Genomic DNA, 19,245 nt, shown 5'->3' with positions numbered 1-19,245 from the left:
GAAGCCGGTAGACTCTTATTTTTTGGCGGCGTTGCGCTGGGCGACTTCGGCGTCCAATTCGGCGATCTTCGCCTCCATCAGCTCGCGGCAATGGGCCGCCAGCTCGCGCACGTTTTCTTTACCGTATTTGCTGGTATCCACCGGCGCCAACATCTCGACGATCACATGACCGTTATTCCAGCGATTAAGATTTATATTACCGCTGGTGGTCGATACGCAGATCGGCACAATCGGCACGCCGGCGGCGATGGCCGCGTGGAACGCGCCGGTTTTAAACGGCATCAGCCCGCGACCGCGGCTGCGGGTCCCTTCCGGGAACATCCAGATCGAAATGTCTTTCTTTTTGAACTGCTCCGCCACCTGGGCGATGGTGCCGTGCGCCTTGGCGCGATTATCACGATCTATCAGCAGATTACCGGTCAGCCAATACAGCGGGCCGAAAAACGGGATCCACACCAGACTTTTTTTACCGACGGTCACGGTGCGCGGCTGCACGATATTCGAGGCCGTCACCATGTCGTAGTTATTTTGGTGGTTGGCGATATAGATGCAGTTGCCGTTGTTGGCCGCATCGGCCGGCACGCGGGTTTCAACCTTGATGCCGAACAGCGTCGACAGGCGGCCGAAAAGGTGGCCGAAGGTCGCCACATGGCGGGGATTGCGCGGGCTGAACAAGCAATAAACAGAACCGAAAATACACACCAGAATACAGAAAAGAGTGGCGAGAACGGCACGCAAAATCAATAACATAACAACCTCATTAGCACACTGCCAACGCAGTTTACTTCGCTGCGCAGATTCCTTTACTCATTATTTGCCGGCCAGGCGATAAGCACGCCGATGTCGCCTGCCTTTCTCGCTATTTTCCCGCCAGCCGGCAATACGCACAATAATTTTATGCGCAGAAATGTTAACTATTTGGAAAATAAACGCCAGCAAAAATAAATAAGGCGGCCACAGCATGCTGCGACCGCCCGTTAACGCTAGCGCCAACGCTTACTCTTCGCTGTCGCCGCCCGACGCCCGCACCGGCGCATCCACTTCAACGCGATCGATACGCTGCAGTCCGCGCGGCAGCTGGGTGCCCTTGCGACCGCGCTCTGCACGGAACTTCTGCAGATCTTCCGGCCGCAGCGTCAGCTTGCGTTTGCCGACGTGCAGCGTGACGGACGCCTGCGGCGGCAGCACGAACAGCCAGGCCAGCTTGTCTTCACCGGCCGCCGCCTGGGCTGCCGGAATGGAGACGATCTTGTTGCCTTTGCCCTTCGACAGCTGCGGCAGATCGGCAACCGGGAACATCAGCATGCGCCCGGCGGCGGTGATCGACAGCAGCATGTCGTCTGCGCCGTGGATCTCCATCGGCGGCAGCGCCCTGGCGTTGTCCGGCAGCGTGATCATCACCTTGCCGGCGCGGTTGCGCGCCACCAGATCGTTGAAGGTGCAAACGAAGCCGTAACCGGCATCGGACGCCATCAGCAGCTTCTGATCGTCGGCCGCCATCAGCACCTGCTCAATGGTGGCGCCCGGCGGCGGCGTCAGCTTGCCGGTCAGCGGCTCGCCCTGCCCGCGCGCCGAAGGCAGCGTCATCGGATCGAGCGCGTAGCTGCGCCCGGTGGAGTCGATGAACACCACCGGCTGGTTGCTCTTGCCGCGCGCCGCGCCGCGGAAGCTGTCGCCGGCCTTGTAGCTCAGGCCGGCCGGATCGATGTCGTGGCCCTTGGCGCTGCGCACCCAGCCCATTTCAGACAGCACGATGGTCACCGGCTCGGACGGCACGAAGTCGTGCTCGCTCATCGCCTTGGCTTCCGCACGCTCGGTCAGCGGCGAACGGCGATCGTCGCCGTAGGTCTGCGCGTCGGCCTGGATCTCTTTCTTAATCAGCGTGTTCAGCTTGCGCTCGGACGCCAGTAGCGCCTGCAGCTGATCGCGCTCTTTCGCCAGCTCATCCTGCTCGCCGCGGATCTTGACCTCTTCCAGCTTGGCCAGGTGACGCAGTTTCAGCTCGAGGATCGCTTCCGCCTGGGTGTCGGAGATGCCGAAACGCTGCATCAGCACCGGCTTCGGTTCATCCTCGCTGCGGATGATGTGGATCACCTCGTCGATGTTGAGGAACGCCACCAGCAAACCTTCGAGGATATGCAGGCGTTTCAGCACTTTCTCGAGGCGGTAGTTCAGGCGGCGGCGCACCGTGTCGCGACGGTAGGCCAGCCATTCGGTGAGGATCTCCACCAGCCCTTTGACCTGCGGGCGGTTATCCAGACCGATCATGTTCATGTTGATGCGGTAGCTGCGCTCCAGATCGGTGGTGGCGAACAGGTGGTTCATCACCTGTTCCAGATCGATACGGTTGGAGCGCGGCACGATCACCAGACGCGTCGGGTTTTCGTGGTCGGATTCATCGCGCAGATCTTCGACCATCGGCAGCTTCTTGGCGCGCATCTGGCTGGCGATCTGCTCCAGCACCTTGGCGCCGGACACCTGGTGCGGTAAGGCGGTGATCACCGCGCTGCCGTCTTCTTTCTTCCACACGGCGCGCATGCGCACCGAGCCGCGGCCGCTCTGGTAAATTTTGCGGATTTCATCGCGCGGGGTGATGATCTCGGCTTCAGTCGGGAAGTCCGGCCCCTGCACGAATTCGAGCAGGTCATCGAGCGAGGCGCCCGGCTTGTCGAGCAGCGCCACCGCCGCCGCCGCGACTTCGCGCACGTTGTGCGGCGGAATGTCGGTCGCCATGCCGACGGCGATGCCGGTGGTGCCGTTCAGCAGGATATTCGGCAGGCGCGCCGGCAACATCTTCGGCTCTTGCAACGTGCCGTCAAAGTTCGGGATCCAGTCGACGGTGCCCTGCCCCAGCTCGGCCAGCAGCACTTCGGCGTATTTGGAAAGGCGCGATTCGGTATAACGCATCGCCGCAAACGACTTGGGATCGTCCGGCGCCCCCCAGTTCCCCTGGCCGTCCACCAGCGGATAGCGGTACGAGAACGGCTGCGCCATCAGCACCATGGCTTCATAACACGCGCTGTCGCCGTGCGGGTGGTATTTACCCAGCACGTCGCCCACGGTACGGGCGGATTTCTTGAATTTGGCGCTGTTGTTCAGCCCCAGCTCAGACATGGCGTAGATGATGCGGCGTTGTACCGGTTTCAAGCCGTCGCCAATGTACGGCAACGCCCGATCCATGATGACGTACATGGAATAGTTCAGATAGGCGTTTTCAGTGAATGTGTGCAGCGGTAAACGCTCTACACCGTCATGAGTCAGATCACTCATTACTCAATTATCCTCAGACCGTGGCTTGGCAATCCCTGGACGACAATAAGGCATCGCTTGTCGATTCTGCCCGCGATAGTAACCCATCTGCGGGGTGGCTGTCACAGTTGGCGCAAGGATCGCCGGCCGAAGGCGCTGTCGCCGGAGCGTTTAGGCAAAATTCCACCGTGATTGTTGATTAATAATCAACACTGTTGTGCCTGCCGTCACGTTTTTACTTGCCTGGCCAACGATTACACTCTCGTTCAGCAAGCTGTTTTTGCGCACCGCAGCGGAAAACGGCATCTATCTTAACTCTGACGGGAGCCGCAAAAGATGAGCAATATCCTGATTATCAACGCTAAAAAGCAATTCGGCCATTCCAACGGCGAACTCAACCAAACCCTGAGCGACGTGGCGGAAAGCTTCCTGCGCGATCTGCAGCACGATGTGCAGGTCACGGTGGTCGACGACGGCTATGACATTGAGGCCGAGGTGCAGAAATACCTGTGGGCCGATGCGGTCATCTATCAGATGCCGGGTTGGTGGATGGGCGAGCCGTGGATCCTGAAAAAATACATCGACGAAGTGTTCACCGCCGGCCACGGCAGCCTGTACGCCAGCGATGGCCGCACCCGCTCCGACGCCGGCAAGAAGTACGGTTCCGGCGGCCTGATTCAGGGAAAAAAATACCTGCTGAGCCTGACCTGGAACGCCCCGCTCGAGGCTTTCACCGATCCGAACCAGTTCTTCCACGGCGTCGGCGTCGACGGCGTTTACCTGCACTTCCACAAGGCCAACCAGTTCCTGGGGATGGAAGCCTTGCCAACCTTTATCTGCAATGACGTGATAAAACAACCGGATATCGAAACGGACATCGCACGTTATCGCGAGCATCTGGCGGAAATTTTTGCTTAACTGGCAGCGAAGGGCTTAACCAACGAGGTAATGATGATCACCGTAATCGCAGAAATCAAAGTCAAACCCGGCCACCGCGCCACCGTGTTACAAGCCATTGAAAAACTGGTGCCACTGGTGCTGGCGGAAGAAGGCTGCGGCGAATACACGCCGATGGTAGACAGCCACACCCAGGCCCCCTGGCAGAAACTGTCGCCGGACTCGGTGTTTATGCTGGAAAAATGGCAAAGCCAGGCGCATCTGGAAAAACACCTGCAGATCGACCATATGCTCAAGCACCGCGAGACCATCAAGGACTACGTGCTGGGCACCGAGATCTACGTGCTGGAAAACGCACTGTAATCCCCTCAGAGGCCCTCTGCGGCCTCTGGCGGTTCTCCCTCAAGGCGGGCGCTGACGTAGTCGAGAAAACAGGTGAGGCGCGCCGCCAGCTGGGCGTCGTGGTAATACACCGCGTGGATCGGTTGACGCACGTCCAGCGTCTCCCGCACCAGCAGCGGCACCAGCCTGCCCGCTTCCCGATCGCGTCGCGTCATAAAGTCCGCCAGCTGGACAATGCCCGCCCCACGCAGCGCCAACTCGCGCAGCGTCTCCCCGCTGGAGGCCGAGATCGTCGGTTCGATGGCGAAATGCCGCGCCTGCCGGTGGCGTAGCGGCCACTGGTTCAGCGACTCCGGATAGGTGAATCCCAACAGGCAATGGCGGTGCAGATCTTCCACGCCGCGCGGTTCGCCATGCCGTTGCAGGTAATCCGGGCTGGCGAGAATGCGCAACCGGCTGTTGCCCAGCAGGCGCGCGTGCAGCGTAGAGTCGCGCAGCGCGCCGATGCGGATCGCGATGTCGGCGCGTTTCTCCAGCAGGTCGATATTGCGATCGTCGGTGTCCAGCTCCAGCTCAATCTGCGGATAACGGCGGCGGAACTCCGCCACCATCGGCACCAGCACGTGCGCCATGAAAGGGGCGGCGGCGTTGACCCGCAGCCGACCGGCGGGCAGCCGGCGCCGCAGCGCCATGAGTTCTTCGGCCTGATCTACCGAACGGAGGATTTCGCGCGCAGGCGCCAGGAAGCTCAGCCCTTCTTCGGTCAGGCTCAGGCGACGCGTGGTGCGGCGCAAGAGCGTAGCGTCGAGCTTCGTTTCCAGACGGCTGAGTGCGCGGCTGACGCCGGAGGTGGTTTGGCCGAGCCGATCGGCGGCGGCGGTGACCGAACCGCTGTCGACCACCGCCGTGAACGCCAGCAGCTCTTCAAGGGTGATCTTCACGCGGTTCGCCCCAGGTTGACGGGCGCCGCATGCAACGCCCTGCGGGAAAGCAGGCCCGGCGTTTCACCGGGCCAGGGTCAGGCTCAGACCGCCAGTTCGGCCATGTCGCCCTTGTCTTGCAGCCAGTTGCGGCGATCTTCCGAACGCTTCTTGGCCAACAGCATGTCCATCACCGCCAGCGTCTGATCGACGTCATCCTCTGCCACCGTCAGTTGCACCAGACGGCGAGTGTTCGGATCGAGGGTGGTTTCGCGCAGCTGCAGCGGGTTCATCTCACCCAGCCCTTTAAAGCGCTGTACGTTCGGCTTGCCCTTCTTGCGCTTCAGCTGTTCCAGCACGCCGGCTTTCTCTTCTTCATCCAGCGCGTAGAACACCTCTTTACCGAGATCGATACGGTATAGCGGCGGCATGGCGACATAGACATGGCCGCCTTTCACCAGCGAACGGAAGTGGCGCACGAACAGCGCGCACAGCAGCGTGGCGATGTGCAGGCCGTCGGAGTCCGCATCCGCCAGGATGCAGATTTTACCGTAGCGCAGCTGGCTGAGATCTTCGCTGTCCGGATCGATGCCGATCGCCACGGAAATGTCGTGCACTTCCTGCGAGGCGAGCACTTCATCCGAGGAGACTTCCCAGGTATTCAGGATCTTGCCCTTGAGCGGCATGATCGCCTGATATTCACGATCGCGCGCCTGCTTGGCCGATCCGCCCGCCGAGTCCCCTTCCACCAGGAACAGTTCGGTCATGGCCAGATCCTGCGAGGTGCAGTCCGCCAGCTTGCCCGGCAGCGCCGGCCCGCTGGTCAGCTTCTTGCGCACCACTTTCTTGGCGGCGCGCAGACGGCGCTGGGCGCTGGAGATCGCCAGCTCGGCCAGCTGTTCCGCCGCCTGAACGTTCTGGTTCAGCCACAGGCTGAAGGCGTCTTTCACCACGCCGGAAACGAAGGCCGCGCACTGACGCGACGAGAGACGCTCTTTGGTCTGCCCGGCGAACTGCGGATCCTGCATCTTCACCGACAGCACGTAGGCGCAGCGATCCCAGATATCCTCCGCCGACAGCTTCACGCCGCGCGGCAGAATATTGCGGAATTCGCAGAACTCGCGCATCGCGTCCAGCAGCCCCTGACGCAGGCCGTTGACGTGGGTGCCGCCCTGCATGGTCGGGATCAGGTTGACGTAGCTTTCGGTCAGCAGCTCGCCGCCTTCCGGCAGCCACAGCAGCGCCCAGTCCACCGCTTCGGTATCACCGGCGAAATTGCCGACGAACGGCGCTTCCGGCAGGGTAATCAGGCCGTTGACCGCTTCCATCAGGTAGTCGGTCAGACCGTCCTGGTAGCACCAGCGCTGTTCGGTGTTGTTCACCTTGTCGATGAAATAGATCTCGACGCCGGGGCACAGCACCGCTTTGGCTTTCAGCAGGTGAGTCAGGCGCGATACCGAGAAACGCGGGCTGTCGAAGAACTGTTCGTCCGGCCAGAAGTGCACGCTGGTGCCGGTGTTGCGTTTGCCGCAGGTGCCGGTCACCGTCAGATCCTGCACCTTGTCGCCGTTTTCGAAGGCGATGCCGTAGACGTTGCCGTCGCGGCGCACGTTGACTTCCACCCGTTTCGACAGGGCGTTGACTACCGAGATGCCAACGCCGTGCAGGCCGCCGGAGAACTGGTAGTTTTTATTCGAGAATTTACCGCCGGCGTGCAGCCGGCACAGGATCAACTCAACCGCCGGCACGCCCTCTTCCGGGTGGATATCCACCGGCATGCCGCGGCCGTCGTCGATCACTTCCAGCGACTGATCGGCGTGCAGAATCACGTCGATACGCTTGGCGTGACCGGCCAACGCTTCGTCGACGCTGTTATCGATCACCTCTTGGCCGAGGTGGTTTGGGCGCGTCGTGTCGGTATACATGCCGGGACGACGGCGCACTGGTTCTAGACCGCTGAGTACTTCAATGGCATCAGCGTTATAGCTGGATTGAGTCATCGTTGATTATTTTTTCGTGGTTAAAGGGAGGTGCCGGAACGGTCCGTCAGACCGCGTTTAGCCCTAAAAAATCCACAATCTGGGGGAAGTAGTGCTCGAAACCGACGAAGGCGTGGTTTCCACCCGACTCCACCGTTTGCCGACACGCGGTGTAATACGCCACTGCCTGGCCGTAATCGAGAATTTCATCGCCCGTTTGCTGCAGCAGCCAGATTAAATCCGGCGACTCCAAGGGATCGATCTGCATCACTTTCAGATCGTAAACGTGACGTGACTCTAACACATATTGCTGGCCGGTGTAGGGGTTCTCGTTGGCGCCGAGATAGTCAACCAGCAGCTCAAACGGCTTGACCGCCGGGTTGACCACCACCGCCGGCAGCGAAAAACACTGCGACAGCCAGGTGGCGTAATAGCCGCCGAGCGAAGAGCCAACCAGCCCGAGCGTTTGGCCGGCGCGCTCCAGCACCAGATTCTCCAGCATCTCGGCGGCCTCCGCCGGAAAAGCCGGCAGCTGCGGCACCAGCATCTGGATATCGGGATGGTGCTCAGCCAGCCAGGCCTTGAAGGCCACCGCCTTGGCCGACTGCGGCGAGCTGTTGAAACCGTGCAGGTAGAGCAGTGTCGAAGGCATCAGTATCCATCCGAGTCCATATCGGGGCGGAAATCGTCGTTTTCCAGGCGGAACACCTGCGTCTCGACGCGGCCATCCGGCAACAGATCGAGGTAGCGCCAGCCGGGGGAGACGTCGTCGATGGTGAAGTTCGTGCAGTGCGGCTTGAATTGCACGCAGGTCGAGGGCGTCGCCAACAGGCGCCGGCCCTGCCATTCCAGATCCAGATCCTGGTGAATGTGCCCGCACACTACGGTATTCACTTTCGGATAACGCAGCAGGATCGCACCCAGCATATGCGGGTTGCGCAGGCTGTGCTGATCGAGCCAGGTACAGCCGGAAGGCAGCGGATGATGGTGCAGCAGCAACAGCGTATAGCGCTCGGGGTGAGCCTGCAGGCAGCGCTCCATCCACTCGAGCTGGTATTCGCTCAATTCGCCGTGCGGCACGCCGAACACCTGGCTATCCAACATCAGCACCTGCCAGTTATCGCCCAGCAGCACCTGTTTGGAAGGCGCGATACCGGCGGCGGCCAACGCGTCGACCATCGCCGGTTGAAAATCGTGGTTACCCGGCAGCCACACGCAGGGGGCTGGCAGTTGTGCGATGCCGGCGGCGAAGTGGCGGTACGCCTCCTGCGAATGATCCTGCGCCAAATCTCCCGTGGCGACGATCAAGTCGACATCGCGGCGCTGCGCCTGGATGGCGTCCAGCACCGCGTGATAGCTGCGATAGGTATTGATGCCGAGCAACGTCTCGTGTTCGCCGGCAAAAAGGTGGGTATCTGTTATTTGTAGAATCCTGACCGCGGCCCCACTCGCCACGGGCAGTTTAAACAGGCTTTCCAAATGGTGTCCTTTGTTATTTCAGTCTGTCTAACAAACCGGAACCGCCATCGCTCCATGCGCCAAACAGTAGCGCAGCCAATCAGCAAGAAACTGGTTAATTTGATGCTTTTCGTCGCGTTGATGCAACTTTTTATTAGGATAATCATAACGCGCTTTAAAGCGGTAGATCTGCTGACTGGAACACACTTCCGCAACCATGGCGTCATGGTACAGCCGCACCGTCATCGCGGGCAGGCTCCAGTAGCTGACCGCCGGAAAGAGCTGCTCGATCTCCACCAGCGACGTGTAACGCGTGGACTCAACGATGGTCAAACGATAGCCGGCGCCGTTCACCTGATAAGTCACCGTTTCGCCCGCTTCGTCGTTGCGCGGCAACAAGCGGCGCAATTGCGCGAAGTTGGTTTCGCACAATCTCATCATTTCGGGGAAATCAGGGGTATAGCGCTGTTTCATTAGTTGGCCCACTCTTTTCTCAACGATTCATGGTGCAACGCCAGCCATTGCAATGCAATCACTGATGCGGCGTTATCGATCGCGCCCTCCTCCACCCAGCGGTAAGCCTGCTCGCGGCTGACCACGTGGACGCGGATATCCTCATGTTCTTCCGCCAGGCCATGGATGCCTTCGGCGGTGCCGGCGTCTACCTCGCCGACCATGATCGACAGACGTTCGCTGGTGCCCCCCGGGCTGGCCAGATAGCTCAGCACCGGCTTGCAGCGCCCGACCACCACGCCGGCCTCTTCCTGCGCTTCGCGGCGGCACACGTCTTCGACGCTTTCGCCGGTTTCGATCATACCCGCCACCATTTCCAGCAGCCAGGGAGAATTACTGGTATCGACCGCGGCGATGCGCAGTTGTTCAATCAGTACCACTTCGTCGCGCACCGGATCGTAGGGCAGCAGCACCGCCGCATGGCCGCGCTCGAAAATTTCACGCGTGATTTCAGGACTCATTTCACCATTGAACAAGCGATGGCGAAACCGGTATAAATTGAGTGAAAAAAAACCACGATACAGCGTCTCGCGTGCAATAATTTCTACATCTTTTTTATCGAAAGTGACGGGTGACGGCTGCGAACGGTTCATGTGCGAATTCTCCTGCGTAGTATGCCGATAAAATAAACGGTTTTGATGACAGAAACAGTGGGACTCTCCGCCGCGGCTTTATGTTAGGCTGTTTTTCGCCGCCGGATGCGGCACGTTTGTGCGCTCGCATGTAATAGTGGGAAACAATCCGGATTGTCAGCCATAATATCAGCTGCAGCCGACCCGGGCAGTTTGCCAAGGTAAATGGGCGGTCTGAAAGGTAAAAGTTACGCGAGATGGCACATTCAGCCACCTGATGCGTACCGCAGACTCTGCTAGAATCGGCAACTATTTCGTCTATCGTCAGCGCTAACATAGCAATATTGCTGCACAACAAGGAATGCAAATGAAGAAACTGCTCCCCCTTCTTATCGGACTGAGCCTGGGCGGCTTCAGTGCAATGAGCCAGGCAGAGAACCTGCTGCAGGTCTACAAACAGGCCAGGGAAAGTAACCCGGATCTGCGCAAAAGTGCTGCTGACCGCGACGCCGCATTCGAAAAGATCAATGAAGCGCGCAGCCCGCTGCTGCCGCAGCTCGGCCTGAGCGCCGGTTACAACTACAACAACGGTTATCGCGACAGCAACGGCGTCAACAGCAATGTCACCAGCGCTTCGCTCGGCCTGACGCAAACCATCTTCGACATGTCGAAATGGCGTGCGCTGACGTTGCAGGAAAAGACCGCCGGCATCTCCGACGTGACCTTCCAGACCGCGGAACAGCAGCTGATCCTCAACACCGCCACCGCCTATTTCAACGTGCTGAGCGCCATTGACACGCTCTCTTATACCCAGGCGAACAAACAAGCGGTTTACCGCACGCTGGATCAAACCACCCAGCGCTTCAACGTAGGCCTGGTGGCGATCACCGACGTGCAGAACGCCCGTTCCGCCTACGATACCGTGCTGGCGGCCGAAGTCACCGCCCGCAACAACCTGGACAACGCGCTGGAATCGCTGCGCCAGATCACCGGCACCTTCTATCCTGAGCTGGCCTCGCTGAATACCGATCGCTTCAATACCCAGCGCCCGGAAGCGGTGAACAACCTGCTGAAAGAAGCGGAAGCGCGCAACCTGAGCCTGCTGTCTGCCCGTCTGAGCCAGGACCTGGCGCGCGAGCAGATCCGTTCTGCGCAGACCGGTTACATGCCAACGGTCAACCTGAATGCGTCGACCGGGATCACCAATACCCGTTACAACGGTTCCGCGACTCACGACACCCTGAGTTCAAACTCCTTCAGAAACTCTGATGCCGGTCAGAACCAGGTTGGCGTTTCGATCAGCCTGCCGCTGTACAGCGGCGGCGCAACCAACTCGCAGGTGGAACAGGCGCAGTACGGCTTCGTCGGCGCCAGCGAGCAGCTGGAAAGCGCCCACCGCGGCGTAGTGCAGACCGTGCGTTCGTCGTTCAACAACGTCAACGCCTCGATCAGCAGCATCAACGCCTACAAGCAGGCAGTGATCTCCGCGCAGAGCTCGTTGGATGCGATGGAAGCCGGTTATCAGGTCGGTACCCGCACCATCGTCGACGTACTGAACGCCACCAGTACCCTGTATAACGCCAAGCAGCAGCTTTCCAGCGCGCGTTATACCTACCTGATCAACCAGCTGAACATCAAGTCGGCGCTCGGCACGCTGAACCAGAACGATCTGCTGACGCTGAACGGCGCACTGGGCAAACCGGTGTCGACCGCGCCTGACGCCGTCGCGCCGCAGAACCGCTCTCAGGACGCCTACGCGGACGGCTACCAGGACAATGCGCCGATGCAACAGGTCGCCGCGCCGGCACCAAGCGCCACACGCGCTGCGGCACCGGCCGTTAGCCAACCGGCACGCAACAGCGGCAACCCATTCCGCAACTGATGCGCGCGCGTTGATAAACACGGGGTCCGGCCTGCGCCGCGCCCCGTTTTTTTTGCCCCGATTTCCCCACTTCTGCCCGCCGCCTCACAGCCGTCGCTGCCTCAGGTGGTATCATCGTCACTCTCGTTTTCGCAGTCTGGATGAGGTTCGATGGACAACGATTCACGCTGGCAGCGCTTGATTAACGACGGCGAACTGCCGCCGCCGCTGCGCCCGGCACAGGCGATTTACGCCTCCTGGCTACGCTGCCGCAGCCTGATGCAGCCCGACGTTTGGCAGGCACCGCACCGCGCTCAGGGCGCCACCTTCGAATCGATTTGCCGCCGCAAGAACGACCTGCTGACGCTCGGCCAGGCGGCGCTGGAAGACGCCTGCGAATACATGGAGCCACGGCGTTGCCTGTTGATGATCCTCGACGAGAGCGGCTGCATGCTGTGGCGCTGCGGCGACGCCAAAACCTGGGAGCTGTTGCAGCCATTGGGGTTCGCCCCCGGCGCTTACTGGGCCGAGGGGCAGATCGGCACCAACGCCCCGGCGCTGGCGGCGGCGGAAGGCCACCCGGTGCGGGTGAGCGGCGAGGAGCACGTGCGCCGGGCGCTGCACGGCTGGTCGTTCTGCGCCACGCCGGTCTACGACAACAGCGGCCGCCAACGCGGCTCGATCGCGCTGGGCTGCCTGCTGGCCGACTGCGCCGCCGGCGATCTGTCACTGACGCTGGCCATCGCCCGCGAAATCGGCAATTCGCTGAACGCCGACGGCCTGCTGGCGGAATCCAACCGCCATCTGAATCAGCTTTACGGCCTGCTGGACGGCGTGGACGACGGCGTTATGGCCTGGGATCACCGTGGCTACCTGCAATACATCAACCAGCGCGCCGCCGGCTTGCTGAAGCTGGACGAACAGCAGAGCCAGGGCAAACCGCTGGCGCAGCTGCTGACGCTGCCCGCCCTGCTCAAGCGCGCCATCGCCGAGCGGCAGCCGCTGCAACACGTCGAAGTCACCTTCGAAAGCCAGCGGCAGTTTATCGCCGCCTTGCTGACGCTCAAGCCGATTTTCGACGGCGATCGCTGCAGTTTCATCGCCCTGCTGCACCCGCTCGAGCGGCTGCGCCAGTACGTCAGCAGTCAGCTGGGGCGAGTCAGCCACAGCTTCGAGCAGATGCCCTCCGCCTCGCTGGAGATGCGGCGGCTGATCCGTTACGGGCAGCAGGCGGCCAAGGGCCAGCATCCAATCCTGCTGCGCGGAGAGGAAGGGGTCGGCAAAGAGCGGCTCAGCCAGGCTATCCACAACGCCGGCGAACGCGCCGCCGGGCCGTATATCGCCCTCAACTGCCAGCTGCTGCCGCAGGCACAGGGGTTACGTGAGCTGCTGGGCAGCGACGCCAGCGAAGAAGAGGCGGGCCAGCTGAGCAAATTCGAATTGGCCAACGGCGGTACGCTGTATCTCGAACAGATCGAATACCTGCCGGCGGAGATGCAGTCGGCGTTGCTGCAGGTGCTGAAAACCGGCGTGGTGATCCGCCTCAATTCCAGCCGGGTGATCCCGGTCGATGTGCGGGTGATCGCCGGCAGCGCCGCCGATCTGCCGCTGCTGGTGCAGCAAAACCGCTTCCGCCGCCAGCTGTTTTACAGCCTGCAAGCCTTCGAGATCCAGATCCCGCCGCTGCGCCAGCGGCTGAGCGATATTCCGCTGCTGGTCAAACACCATCTGCGCGCGCTGGAGCAACACTTTCAGTGTCGCTTTCGGGTGGATGACGAAGTGATGGCCCAGCTGGCGCTCTACCTGTGGCCCGGCAACGATTTGGAACTGAAAGGAGTGGTGGAGCGCGCGGCGATGATCTGCCACGGCCACCACATCCAGTTAGCAGATTTGCCGGCGCACCTGCTCGGCCAGCCGTCGCTGCTGGAGAGCGATCCGCAGCCCGGCGCGCCGCTGTTGACGCTGACGGACATGGAGCGCCAGGCGATCCTCCGCGCGGCGACCGTCAGCCGGGGTCAGCTGACGGAGATGGCGCAGCTGCTGGGCATCGGCCGCACCACCCTGTGGCGGAAGATCAAACAGCACGGGATCGATATCCGCCAGTTCAAGCTGCGCGCCTAGTGGCTGAGCTGCAACACCCCGCGCGCGGCGTCCAGCATCGCCTTCTGCCCACTGCGGGTTTTGCTCAGGCAATCCTGCATGCCGACCACCATCGGAATGCCCATCGCCTTCGCCAGAATGGCGCTGTGCGACAGGGCATTGCCACCGCTGAGGCAGATGCCGAGCACCAGCCGCCTGTCGAGCATCACCACCTCTGAAGGCATCAGCTCGTCCATCACCAGTATCGATGGCTCTGCCAGCGCGATGGCCGGCAGCGGCAGCCCCTGCAGATGGCACAGCGTGCGGCGCAGCATGTCGCGCACGTCCAGTTCACGCGCCCGCATGTAGTCGTCATCCAGTTCGCGGTACTCTTCGGCGATCGCTTCCAGCACCTGCCGCCAGGCCTGTTCGGCGCAGCACAGCTGTTGCGCAATGCGGGTGTAAGCCGCCTGCTGCAGATCCGGATCGTCCAACAGCATGCTGTGGGCGCCGAAGATCGCCGCCTGCGGCTTGCCGATCAGCGTACCGGTACGTTCCGCCAGCCGGTTCAGATCGCTCAGAGTGTGCTGCAGCGCCTCCCGCAGGCGTTGCTGTTCGCCCAACACCTCGTCCGCGCCGATCCGTCGATCGACGGTTGGCGGCCGGAAGCTGGGGGCCTGGAACACCGGCCCGCTGGTGACGCTTTCCGCCACCGGGATACCGTGCAGCGAAGGCTGCTGCCGCTCGGAAACCGTCTCGCCGAAATGTTGCTCCGCCAGCGCTTTGAACGCCGCCAGCGCTTCGTCCGCCTGCGCGCCGTCGGCGATCAGGCGAATGGTGTCGCCGTGGCGCACCTGCAGCAGCGCCAGCTGATTGAGGCTGCGCGGATCGACGCACTGCCCCTGCTTTTCCAGCACCAGCTCGGCCTTGAACGGCGCCAGCGCCTCTACCAGCCGCGCCGCCGGGCGCGCATGCAGCCCATGCGGGTTTTGCACCGTCCAGGTTGCGCTTTTGCCCTGCGCCAGCGGCAAAGCCGCGCTTTTCGCCGTAGATGTGGCCTCGCCCAGCTGCGCCTGTTTAGCCTGCAGCGCACCCTGCGCCTCCGCCACTACCTGCTCCAGCGAGGCGCCGGAGTTGGCGGCGACCACCGCCGCCAGCGTGCCTTCGACCAGCGGCGCCGCACACAGCCGCACTTTGGCGGCCAGGTCCGGATCCAGCAAATCGAGCGCGGTTTCCGCGCTGAGCAGCGCGCTGCCCAGGTCCATCAGCACCAGAACGCCGTCGCCGTCGGCAACCGCTTCGATCGCCTCCATCACTTTGACCGCGTCGGTGCCGATCGGGTGCTGCTCGTCATCCACGCCCGCCGCCAGCGCCAGCTTGCAGCCATCGCCGCGCATCATCTGCCGCGCCAACTGCTCAACGCCGCGCGCCAGCAACGCACTGTGCGAAACCACCACGATATTAATCATCTCGCCTCCTGCTACAGCTAACTACTGGCGACCTCGGCCAGCGTTTTCATCATCAGCATCACCGAAGTGGCGCCGGGATCCTGGTGGCCGATGCTGCGCTCGCCCAGGTAACTGGCCCGCCCCTTGCGCGCCTGCATCGTGATGGTGCTCTCCACCGCCCGCTCGGCGCTGTCGGCGGCGCGCTGCAGCGCCTCCGCCACGCTCAGATTCTGCTGCGCGGACTGGCCGAGGCTGTCCACCACCGGCCACCAGACGTCGCACATGGTTTTGTCGCCCGGCTCCGCCTTACCGCGCATCACCACGCCTTCCACCCCCTCCTGCATCATCTGCTGCAGCTCCGCCAGATCCAGGCTTTGCTTGGCGTTCGCCGCCTGCGCCGCGCGGATGAAGAAGGTGCCGAACAGCGGGCCGCTGGCGCCGCCCACGCTCGACAGCAGCGTCATGCCGGTATTTTTCAGAATGAAGCCGATATCTTTGTCTGCCACCGACGGCAGTTTTTCTACCACCTTGTTAAAACCGCGATTCATGTTCAAACCGTGGTCGGCATCGCCGATCTCGGTGTCCAACCGGGTCAGAAAATCGCGCTCCCGGCTGAACACCTCGCCGCAACGCATCAGCCAATCGACAACCTGTTGTTTGGTCAACGCCATGATTCCTCCTCAGCAACCCCAACGCAGCGCAGGCGTTTTCACCGGCGTATCCCACAAGGACAACAGCTCGTCGTCCACGTTCAACAGCGTGATGGACACGCCCTGCATATCGAGCGAGGTGCAATAAGAGCCCACCAGGTTGCGTTCGATAATGATGCCAGCCTCGGCGCAGCGTTCCGCCAATCGATGGTACACGCCATACAGCTCGGACAGCGGCGTGGCGCCCAGGTTGTTGACCAGCGCGATCGCCCGATCGCCGCGCCTCAGCGGCTGCTTGGTTTGCATCTCGTCGCGCCACTCGCCCTGCTGACGATCCCAGACGCGGATCGTGCGCTGATAGTGGCCGTGGTCGATCAGCGTATGGAACATGTCGTCCACCGCCGCGTTGAGCGTGGTGAACGGGCGGCGCGCAATGCCCGGCTCGCCGTGAATGCCGACGCCGAACTCCATTTCGTTCTCCGCCAGGGTGAACGACGGCTTGCCGGCGGCCGGAACGGTGCAAGCCCCCAGCGCGATGCCGATCGAATGCCCGTGGTTATTGATGCGATGCCCCAGCGTCACCACGCTGTCCAGATCGTCGCCGCGCGCCGCGGCGGCGCCCAGCAACTTCTCCATCAGCACGGTGTTGGCCACCCCGCGCCGCCCGGCGGTAAACAAGCTGTCTTTGACCGCCACGTCGTCATCCACCAGCACCGTCGCCACCGCGACGCCGCTGTCGTGCAGCAGCTCGGTGGCGGTTTCGAAGTTGAGCACGTCGCCGGTATAGTTCTTGATCAGCAGCAACACCCCGGCGCCGCCGTCGATCGCCTGGCCGCACTCGTACATTTTATCCGGCGTCGGCGAGGTAAAAATCTCGCCCGGACAGGCGCCATCGAGCATCCCTTCGCCGACGAAACCGCAGTGCATCGGCTCATGGCCGCTGCCGCCGCCGGACAGGATCGCCACCTTGCCCGCCACCGGCGCGTCGGCGCGGGTCACGAACACCGGATCCGCGTGCACCAGCAGCTCGGGATGGGCCTCCGCCAGCCCCTGTAACTGCTCTTCCAACACCGACTCGACCTGATTAATCAGTTTTTTCACGATGGTTTCCTCTGTAAGAACAGGGGCGCGGCGCACCGCGCCCCAAGGGTATCAATGACGCTGCAGCCAGGCGGCGCCCAGCCTATCCGCCGTCAGGATCGCCGCCTGCACGCCCGCTGGGGTGACCTTGAACGGCATGTTGTGAATGGTTTCGCCGGCGGCGCAGCTGGCCTCGGCCACCGCCATGATCTTCGCCGTCGCATCGCCGGTGACGCCCATCTGCGCCAGCGTGATCGGCAGGCCGATGCCATGGCAAAACGCCAGCACGGTTTCAATCTGCGCCATCGGGCTGTTCTGCAGCACCAGCTGCGCCAGGGTGCCGAACGCCACTTTCTCGCCGTGATACAGGTGGTGGCACTCTTCCAGCACGGTAAAACCGTTGTGAATGGCATGCGCTGCCGCCAGCCCGCTGCTCTCGAAGCCGATGCCGCTCAGATAGGTATTGGCCTCAATGATGCGCTCCAACGCTTCCGTCACCACGCCGGCCTCGACCGCCAGTTTGGCTTTCACCCCTTCCGCCAGCAGCGTGTCATAACACAGCCGCGCCAGGCTGAGCGCCGCCAGCGTCGATTTGCCGCCGGCCATGCTGGTGGCCTGGGCGTCGAAACAGGCCTGGGCTTCGAAATAGGTAGAGAGCGCGTCGCCCATGCCAGCTACCAGCAGGCGCACCGGCGCTTTGGCGATGATGGCGCTGTCCATCACCACCATGTCCGGGTTGCGCGGATAAATCAGGTATTCGGCGAATTCGCCCTGTTCAGTGTAGAGGACCGACAGCGCGCTGGTCGGCGCATCGGTGGAGGCGATGGTGGGAATAAGCACCACCGGCAGCTGTTGGTAGTGCGCCACGGCCTTGGCGGTGTCGAGCGTCTTGCCGCCGCCGACGCCGATCACGCCGCGGCAGCCGTGAGCCTGCAGCTCATGGCCGAGCCGGTCTATCTCTTTGCGGCAGCATTCGCCGTTGAAGCGGGCCGCGTGATGTTTCACGCCGTGCTGCTGCAGGCTGCCCATCAGGGTGTCGCCCGCCAGCTGCATCACGAAGTCGTCAGCGATCACCAGGTAGTGCTCGGCGAGGGATTTGGCGTATTCGCCGACGGCGGCCAGCGCATTGGCGCCCTGAATATATTTGCCTGGTGACTGGATGATTCTCAACATAACCGGATCCTTGTAGGGAGTTGGCGATGGTAACGTTCAGATATCAGGTGATGACGCGCCGACTTCGCCGCCGGCTTGTTGTTGTGCTTCGACTATGAGCGCCCGCCGCCCGCCTGGCGAGCCTCGCGATTTTTGTTCCATTATGGAACATCATCATAGCGACAACGTTTCATGATGAAACACCAACGCGCGTTTTTTCGCCGCGAAAGCGAACTGGCGCACACCCCAACGTATAACTGCGTAAAGAGTCGATTCTGCGGGCGTTTCAGCTTTAATTTTGACCATGTTTCCCCTATCCTTAGCGCCACTACTGGGAAAGGGCGAAAACAGCCCGCATGATGGGATTGATAACGATGAAACGGACAAAAAACATCAACCAAGAGACGTTCCGCAAATCCTGGCGCAGCTACCGTGTCGCGCCCGTGGCTTTGGCGATCAGCGCTGTCTTTATGCTGGCCGGCTGCGAGAAGAGCGATGAAACGGTCTCCCTGTATCAGAATGCCGATGACTGTTCGCGCGCCAATCCTTCGATGAGCGAGCAGTGCACCACCGCCTACAACAACGCCTTGAAAGAAGCGGCGAAAACCGCGCCGAAATACGCTACCCGCGAAGACTGCGTCGCCGAGTTCGGCGAAGCGCAGTGCACCCAGGCGCCGGCTCCGGCGCAGGCCGGCATGGCGGCGGAATCGCAAAGCAGCGGCAGCTTCTGGATGCCGCTGATGGCGGGCTACATGATGGGTCGCCTGATGGGCGGCTCCGGCTTCGCACAGCAGCCGCTGTTCACCTCCAAGAACGCCGCCAGCCCGGCGAACGGCAAGTTTGTCGACGCCAGCGGCAAGAGCTACGGCCCGGCCACCGCCGGCGGCCGCACCATGACGGTGCCGAAAACCGCCATGGCGCCGAAGCCTGCGGTCACCAACACCGTGACCCGCGGCGGCTTCGGCGAGACCGTGGCCAAGCAGACCAGCATGCAGCGCAGCAGCGCCACCTCCAACTCCGGCTCTCGCAGCATGGGCGGTTGATG

At 62.0% G+C, this 19,245-nt stretch carries 17 protein-coding genes; 5 read left to right on the top strand and 12 right to left on the bottom strand.

Annotation, left to right across the window (positions count from 1 at the left end; all coding sequences use genetic code 11):
* Positions 1-15: 15 nt before the first annotated feature.
* Both WCL58_RS12220 and parC read right to left on the bottom strand, forming a co-directional pair.
* Positions 16-750 (bottom strand): 1-acylglycerol-3-phosphate O-acyltransferase, encoded by a 735-nt coding sequence (locus WCL58_RS12220; RefSeq protein ID WP_004937266.1) that lies wholly within the window; start codon positions 748-750, stop codon positions 16-18.
* 246 nt (positions 751-996) lie between these two features.
* Positions 997-3,270 (bottom strand): DNA topoisomerase IV subunit A, encoded by a 2,274-nt coding sequence (gene parC, locus WCL58_RS12215; RefSeq protein WP_025304301.1) that lies wholly within the window; start codon positions 3,268-3,270, stop codon positions 997-999.
* Between the two features lie 315 nt (positions 3,271-3,585).
* Here parC and WCL58_RS12210 point away from each other — a divergent pair, with 315 nt between their 5' ends.
* Both WCL58_RS12210 and WCL58_RS12205 read left to right on the top strand, forming a co-directional pair.
* Complete coding sequence (locus WCL58_RS12210) at positions 3,586-4,167, top strand: NAD(P)H-dependent oxidoreductase (protein ID WP_038879461.1); 582 nt, start codon at positions 3,586-3,588, stop codon at positions 4,165-4,167.
* A gap of 33 nt (positions 4,168-4,200) precedes the next feature.
* Entirely contained in the window at positions 4,201-4,509 is a 309-nt protein-coding gene (locus WCL58_RS12205) for a putative quinol monooxygenase (protein WP_033638602.1), read from the top strand.
* Between the two features lie 5 nt (positions 4,510-4,514).
* On the opposite strand, the gene WCL58_RS12200 is transcribed toward WCL58_RS12205, so the two are convergent.
* The 6 genes from WCL58_RS12200 to nudF form a co-directional block, all read right to left on the bottom strand.
* Entirely contained in the window at positions 4,515-5,429 is a 915-nt protein-coding gene (locus tag WCL58_RS12200; protein ID WP_087763612.1) for a LysR substrate-binding domain-containing protein, read from the bottom strand.
* An 83-nt stretch (positions 5,430-5,512) separates the two neighbouring features.
* The gene (gene parE / locus WCL58_RS12195; RefSeq protein WP_025304305.1) at positions 5,513-7,408 is read right to left on the bottom strand and encodes a DNA topoisomerase IV subunit B; all 1,896 of its coding nucleotides are present in this window, start codon (positions 7,406-7,408) and stop codon (positions 5,513-5,515) included.
* Between the two features lie 46 nt (positions 7,409-7,454).
* Complete coding sequence (gene yqiA, locus WCL58_RS12190) at positions 7,455-8,039, bottom strand: esterase YqiA (RefSeq protein WP_038879469.1); 585 nt, start codon at positions 8,037-8,039, stop codon at positions 7,455-7,457.
* Positions 8,039-8,866, bottom strand: a complete 828-nt coding sequence (gene cpdA / locus WCL58_RS12185) for a 3',5'-cyclic-AMP phosphodiesterase (protein WP_004937250.1) — start codon at positions 8,864-8,866, stop codon at positions 8,039-8,041. The genes yqiA and cpdA overlap by 1 nt, the downstream gene beginning before the upstream one ends.
* A 27-nt stretch (positions 8,867-8,893) precedes the next feature.
* Positions 8,894-9,319 (bottom strand): DUF1249 family protein, encoded by a 426-nt coding sequence (locus WCL58_RS12180; protein WP_197796866.1) that lies wholly within the window; start codon positions 9,317-9,319, stop codon positions 8,894-8,896.
* Positions 9,319-9,951, bottom strand: coding sequence for an ADP-ribose diphosphatase (gene nudF, locus WCL58_RS12175; protein WP_004937242.1), 633 nt, complete (start codon positions 9,949-9,951; stop codon positions 9,319-9,321). Before nudF ends, WCL58_RS12180 begins: the two co-directional genes overlap by 1 nt.
* Positions 9,952-10,297: 346 nt before the next feature.
* Between nudF and tolC the strand changes: the two genes are divergently transcribed.
* A complete protein-coding gene (tolC, locus tag WCL58_RS12170; protein ID WP_060424764.1) occupies positions 10,298-11,812 on the top strand; it encodes an outer membrane channel protein TolC in 1,515 nt (504 codons plus the stop codon).
* A gap of 150 nt (positions 11,813-11,962) precedes the next feature.
* Positions 11,963-13,912 carry a dihydroxyacetone kinase operon transcriptional regulator DhaR gene (dhaR, locus tag WCL58_RS12165; RefSeq protein WP_193158416.1) on the top strand — a complete coding sequence of 650 codons (1,950 nt, stop codon included), beginning with the start codon at positions 11,963-11,965 and terminating at the stop codon, positions 13,910-13,912.
* Here the strand turns inward: dhaR and dhaM are convergent.
* From dhaM to WCL58_RS12145, 4 genes are read right to left on the bottom strand one after another with little or no spacing between them, the layout of a single operon-like run.
* On the bottom strand, positions 13,909-15,339 hold the full coding sequence (dhaM, locus tag WCL58_RS12160) for a dihydroxyacetone kinase phosphoryl donor subunit DhaM (protein WP_193158417.1): 1,431 nt from the start codon (positions 15,337-15,339) through the stop codon (positions 13,909-13,911). The genes dhaR and dhaM overlap by 4 nt on opposite strands.
* Positions 15,340-15,356: 17 nt before the next feature.
* Entirely contained in the window at positions 15,357-15,989 is a 633-nt protein-coding gene (gene dhaL / locus WCL58_RS12155) for a dihydroxyacetone kinase subunit DhaL (protein WP_070915380.1), read from the bottom strand.
* A gap of 9 nt (positions 15,990-15,998) precedes the next feature.
* Positions 15,999-17,069 (bottom strand): dihydroxyacetone kinase subunit DhaK, encoded by a 1,071-nt coding sequence (gene dhaK, locus WCL58_RS12150; RefSeq protein ID WP_336851203.1) that lies wholly within the window; start codon positions 17,067-17,069, stop codon positions 15,999-16,001.
* A 51-nt stretch (positions 17,070-17,120) separates the two neighbouring features.
* Positions 17,121-18,221: a glycerol dehydrogenase gene (locus WCL58_RS12145; protein WP_336851202.1), complete on the bottom strand. Its 1,101-nt coding sequence runs from the start codon at positions 18,219-18,221 to the stop codon at positions 17,121-17,123.
* 353 nt (positions 18,222-18,574) lie between these two features.
* Here WCL58_RS12145 and WCL58_RS12140 point away from each other — a divergent pair, with 353 nt between their 5' ends.
* On the top strand, positions 18,575-19,243 hold the full coding sequence (locus WCL58_RS12140) for a DUF1190 family protein (protein WP_033644601.1): 669 nt from the start codon (positions 18,575-18,577) through the stop codon (positions 19,241-19,243).
* Positions 19,244-19,245 lie beyond the last annotated feature (2 nt).

The organism is Serratia sp. TMDUHS_CL (assembly GCF_037137105.1).
Classification (GTDB): domain Bacteria; phylum Pseudomonadota; class Gammaproteobacteria; order Enterobacterales; family Enterobacteriaceae; genus Serratia; species Serratia nevei.
Note: the sequence above shows the minus strand (reverse complement) of the source record. Positions and strands in the feature narration are given on the sequence as shown.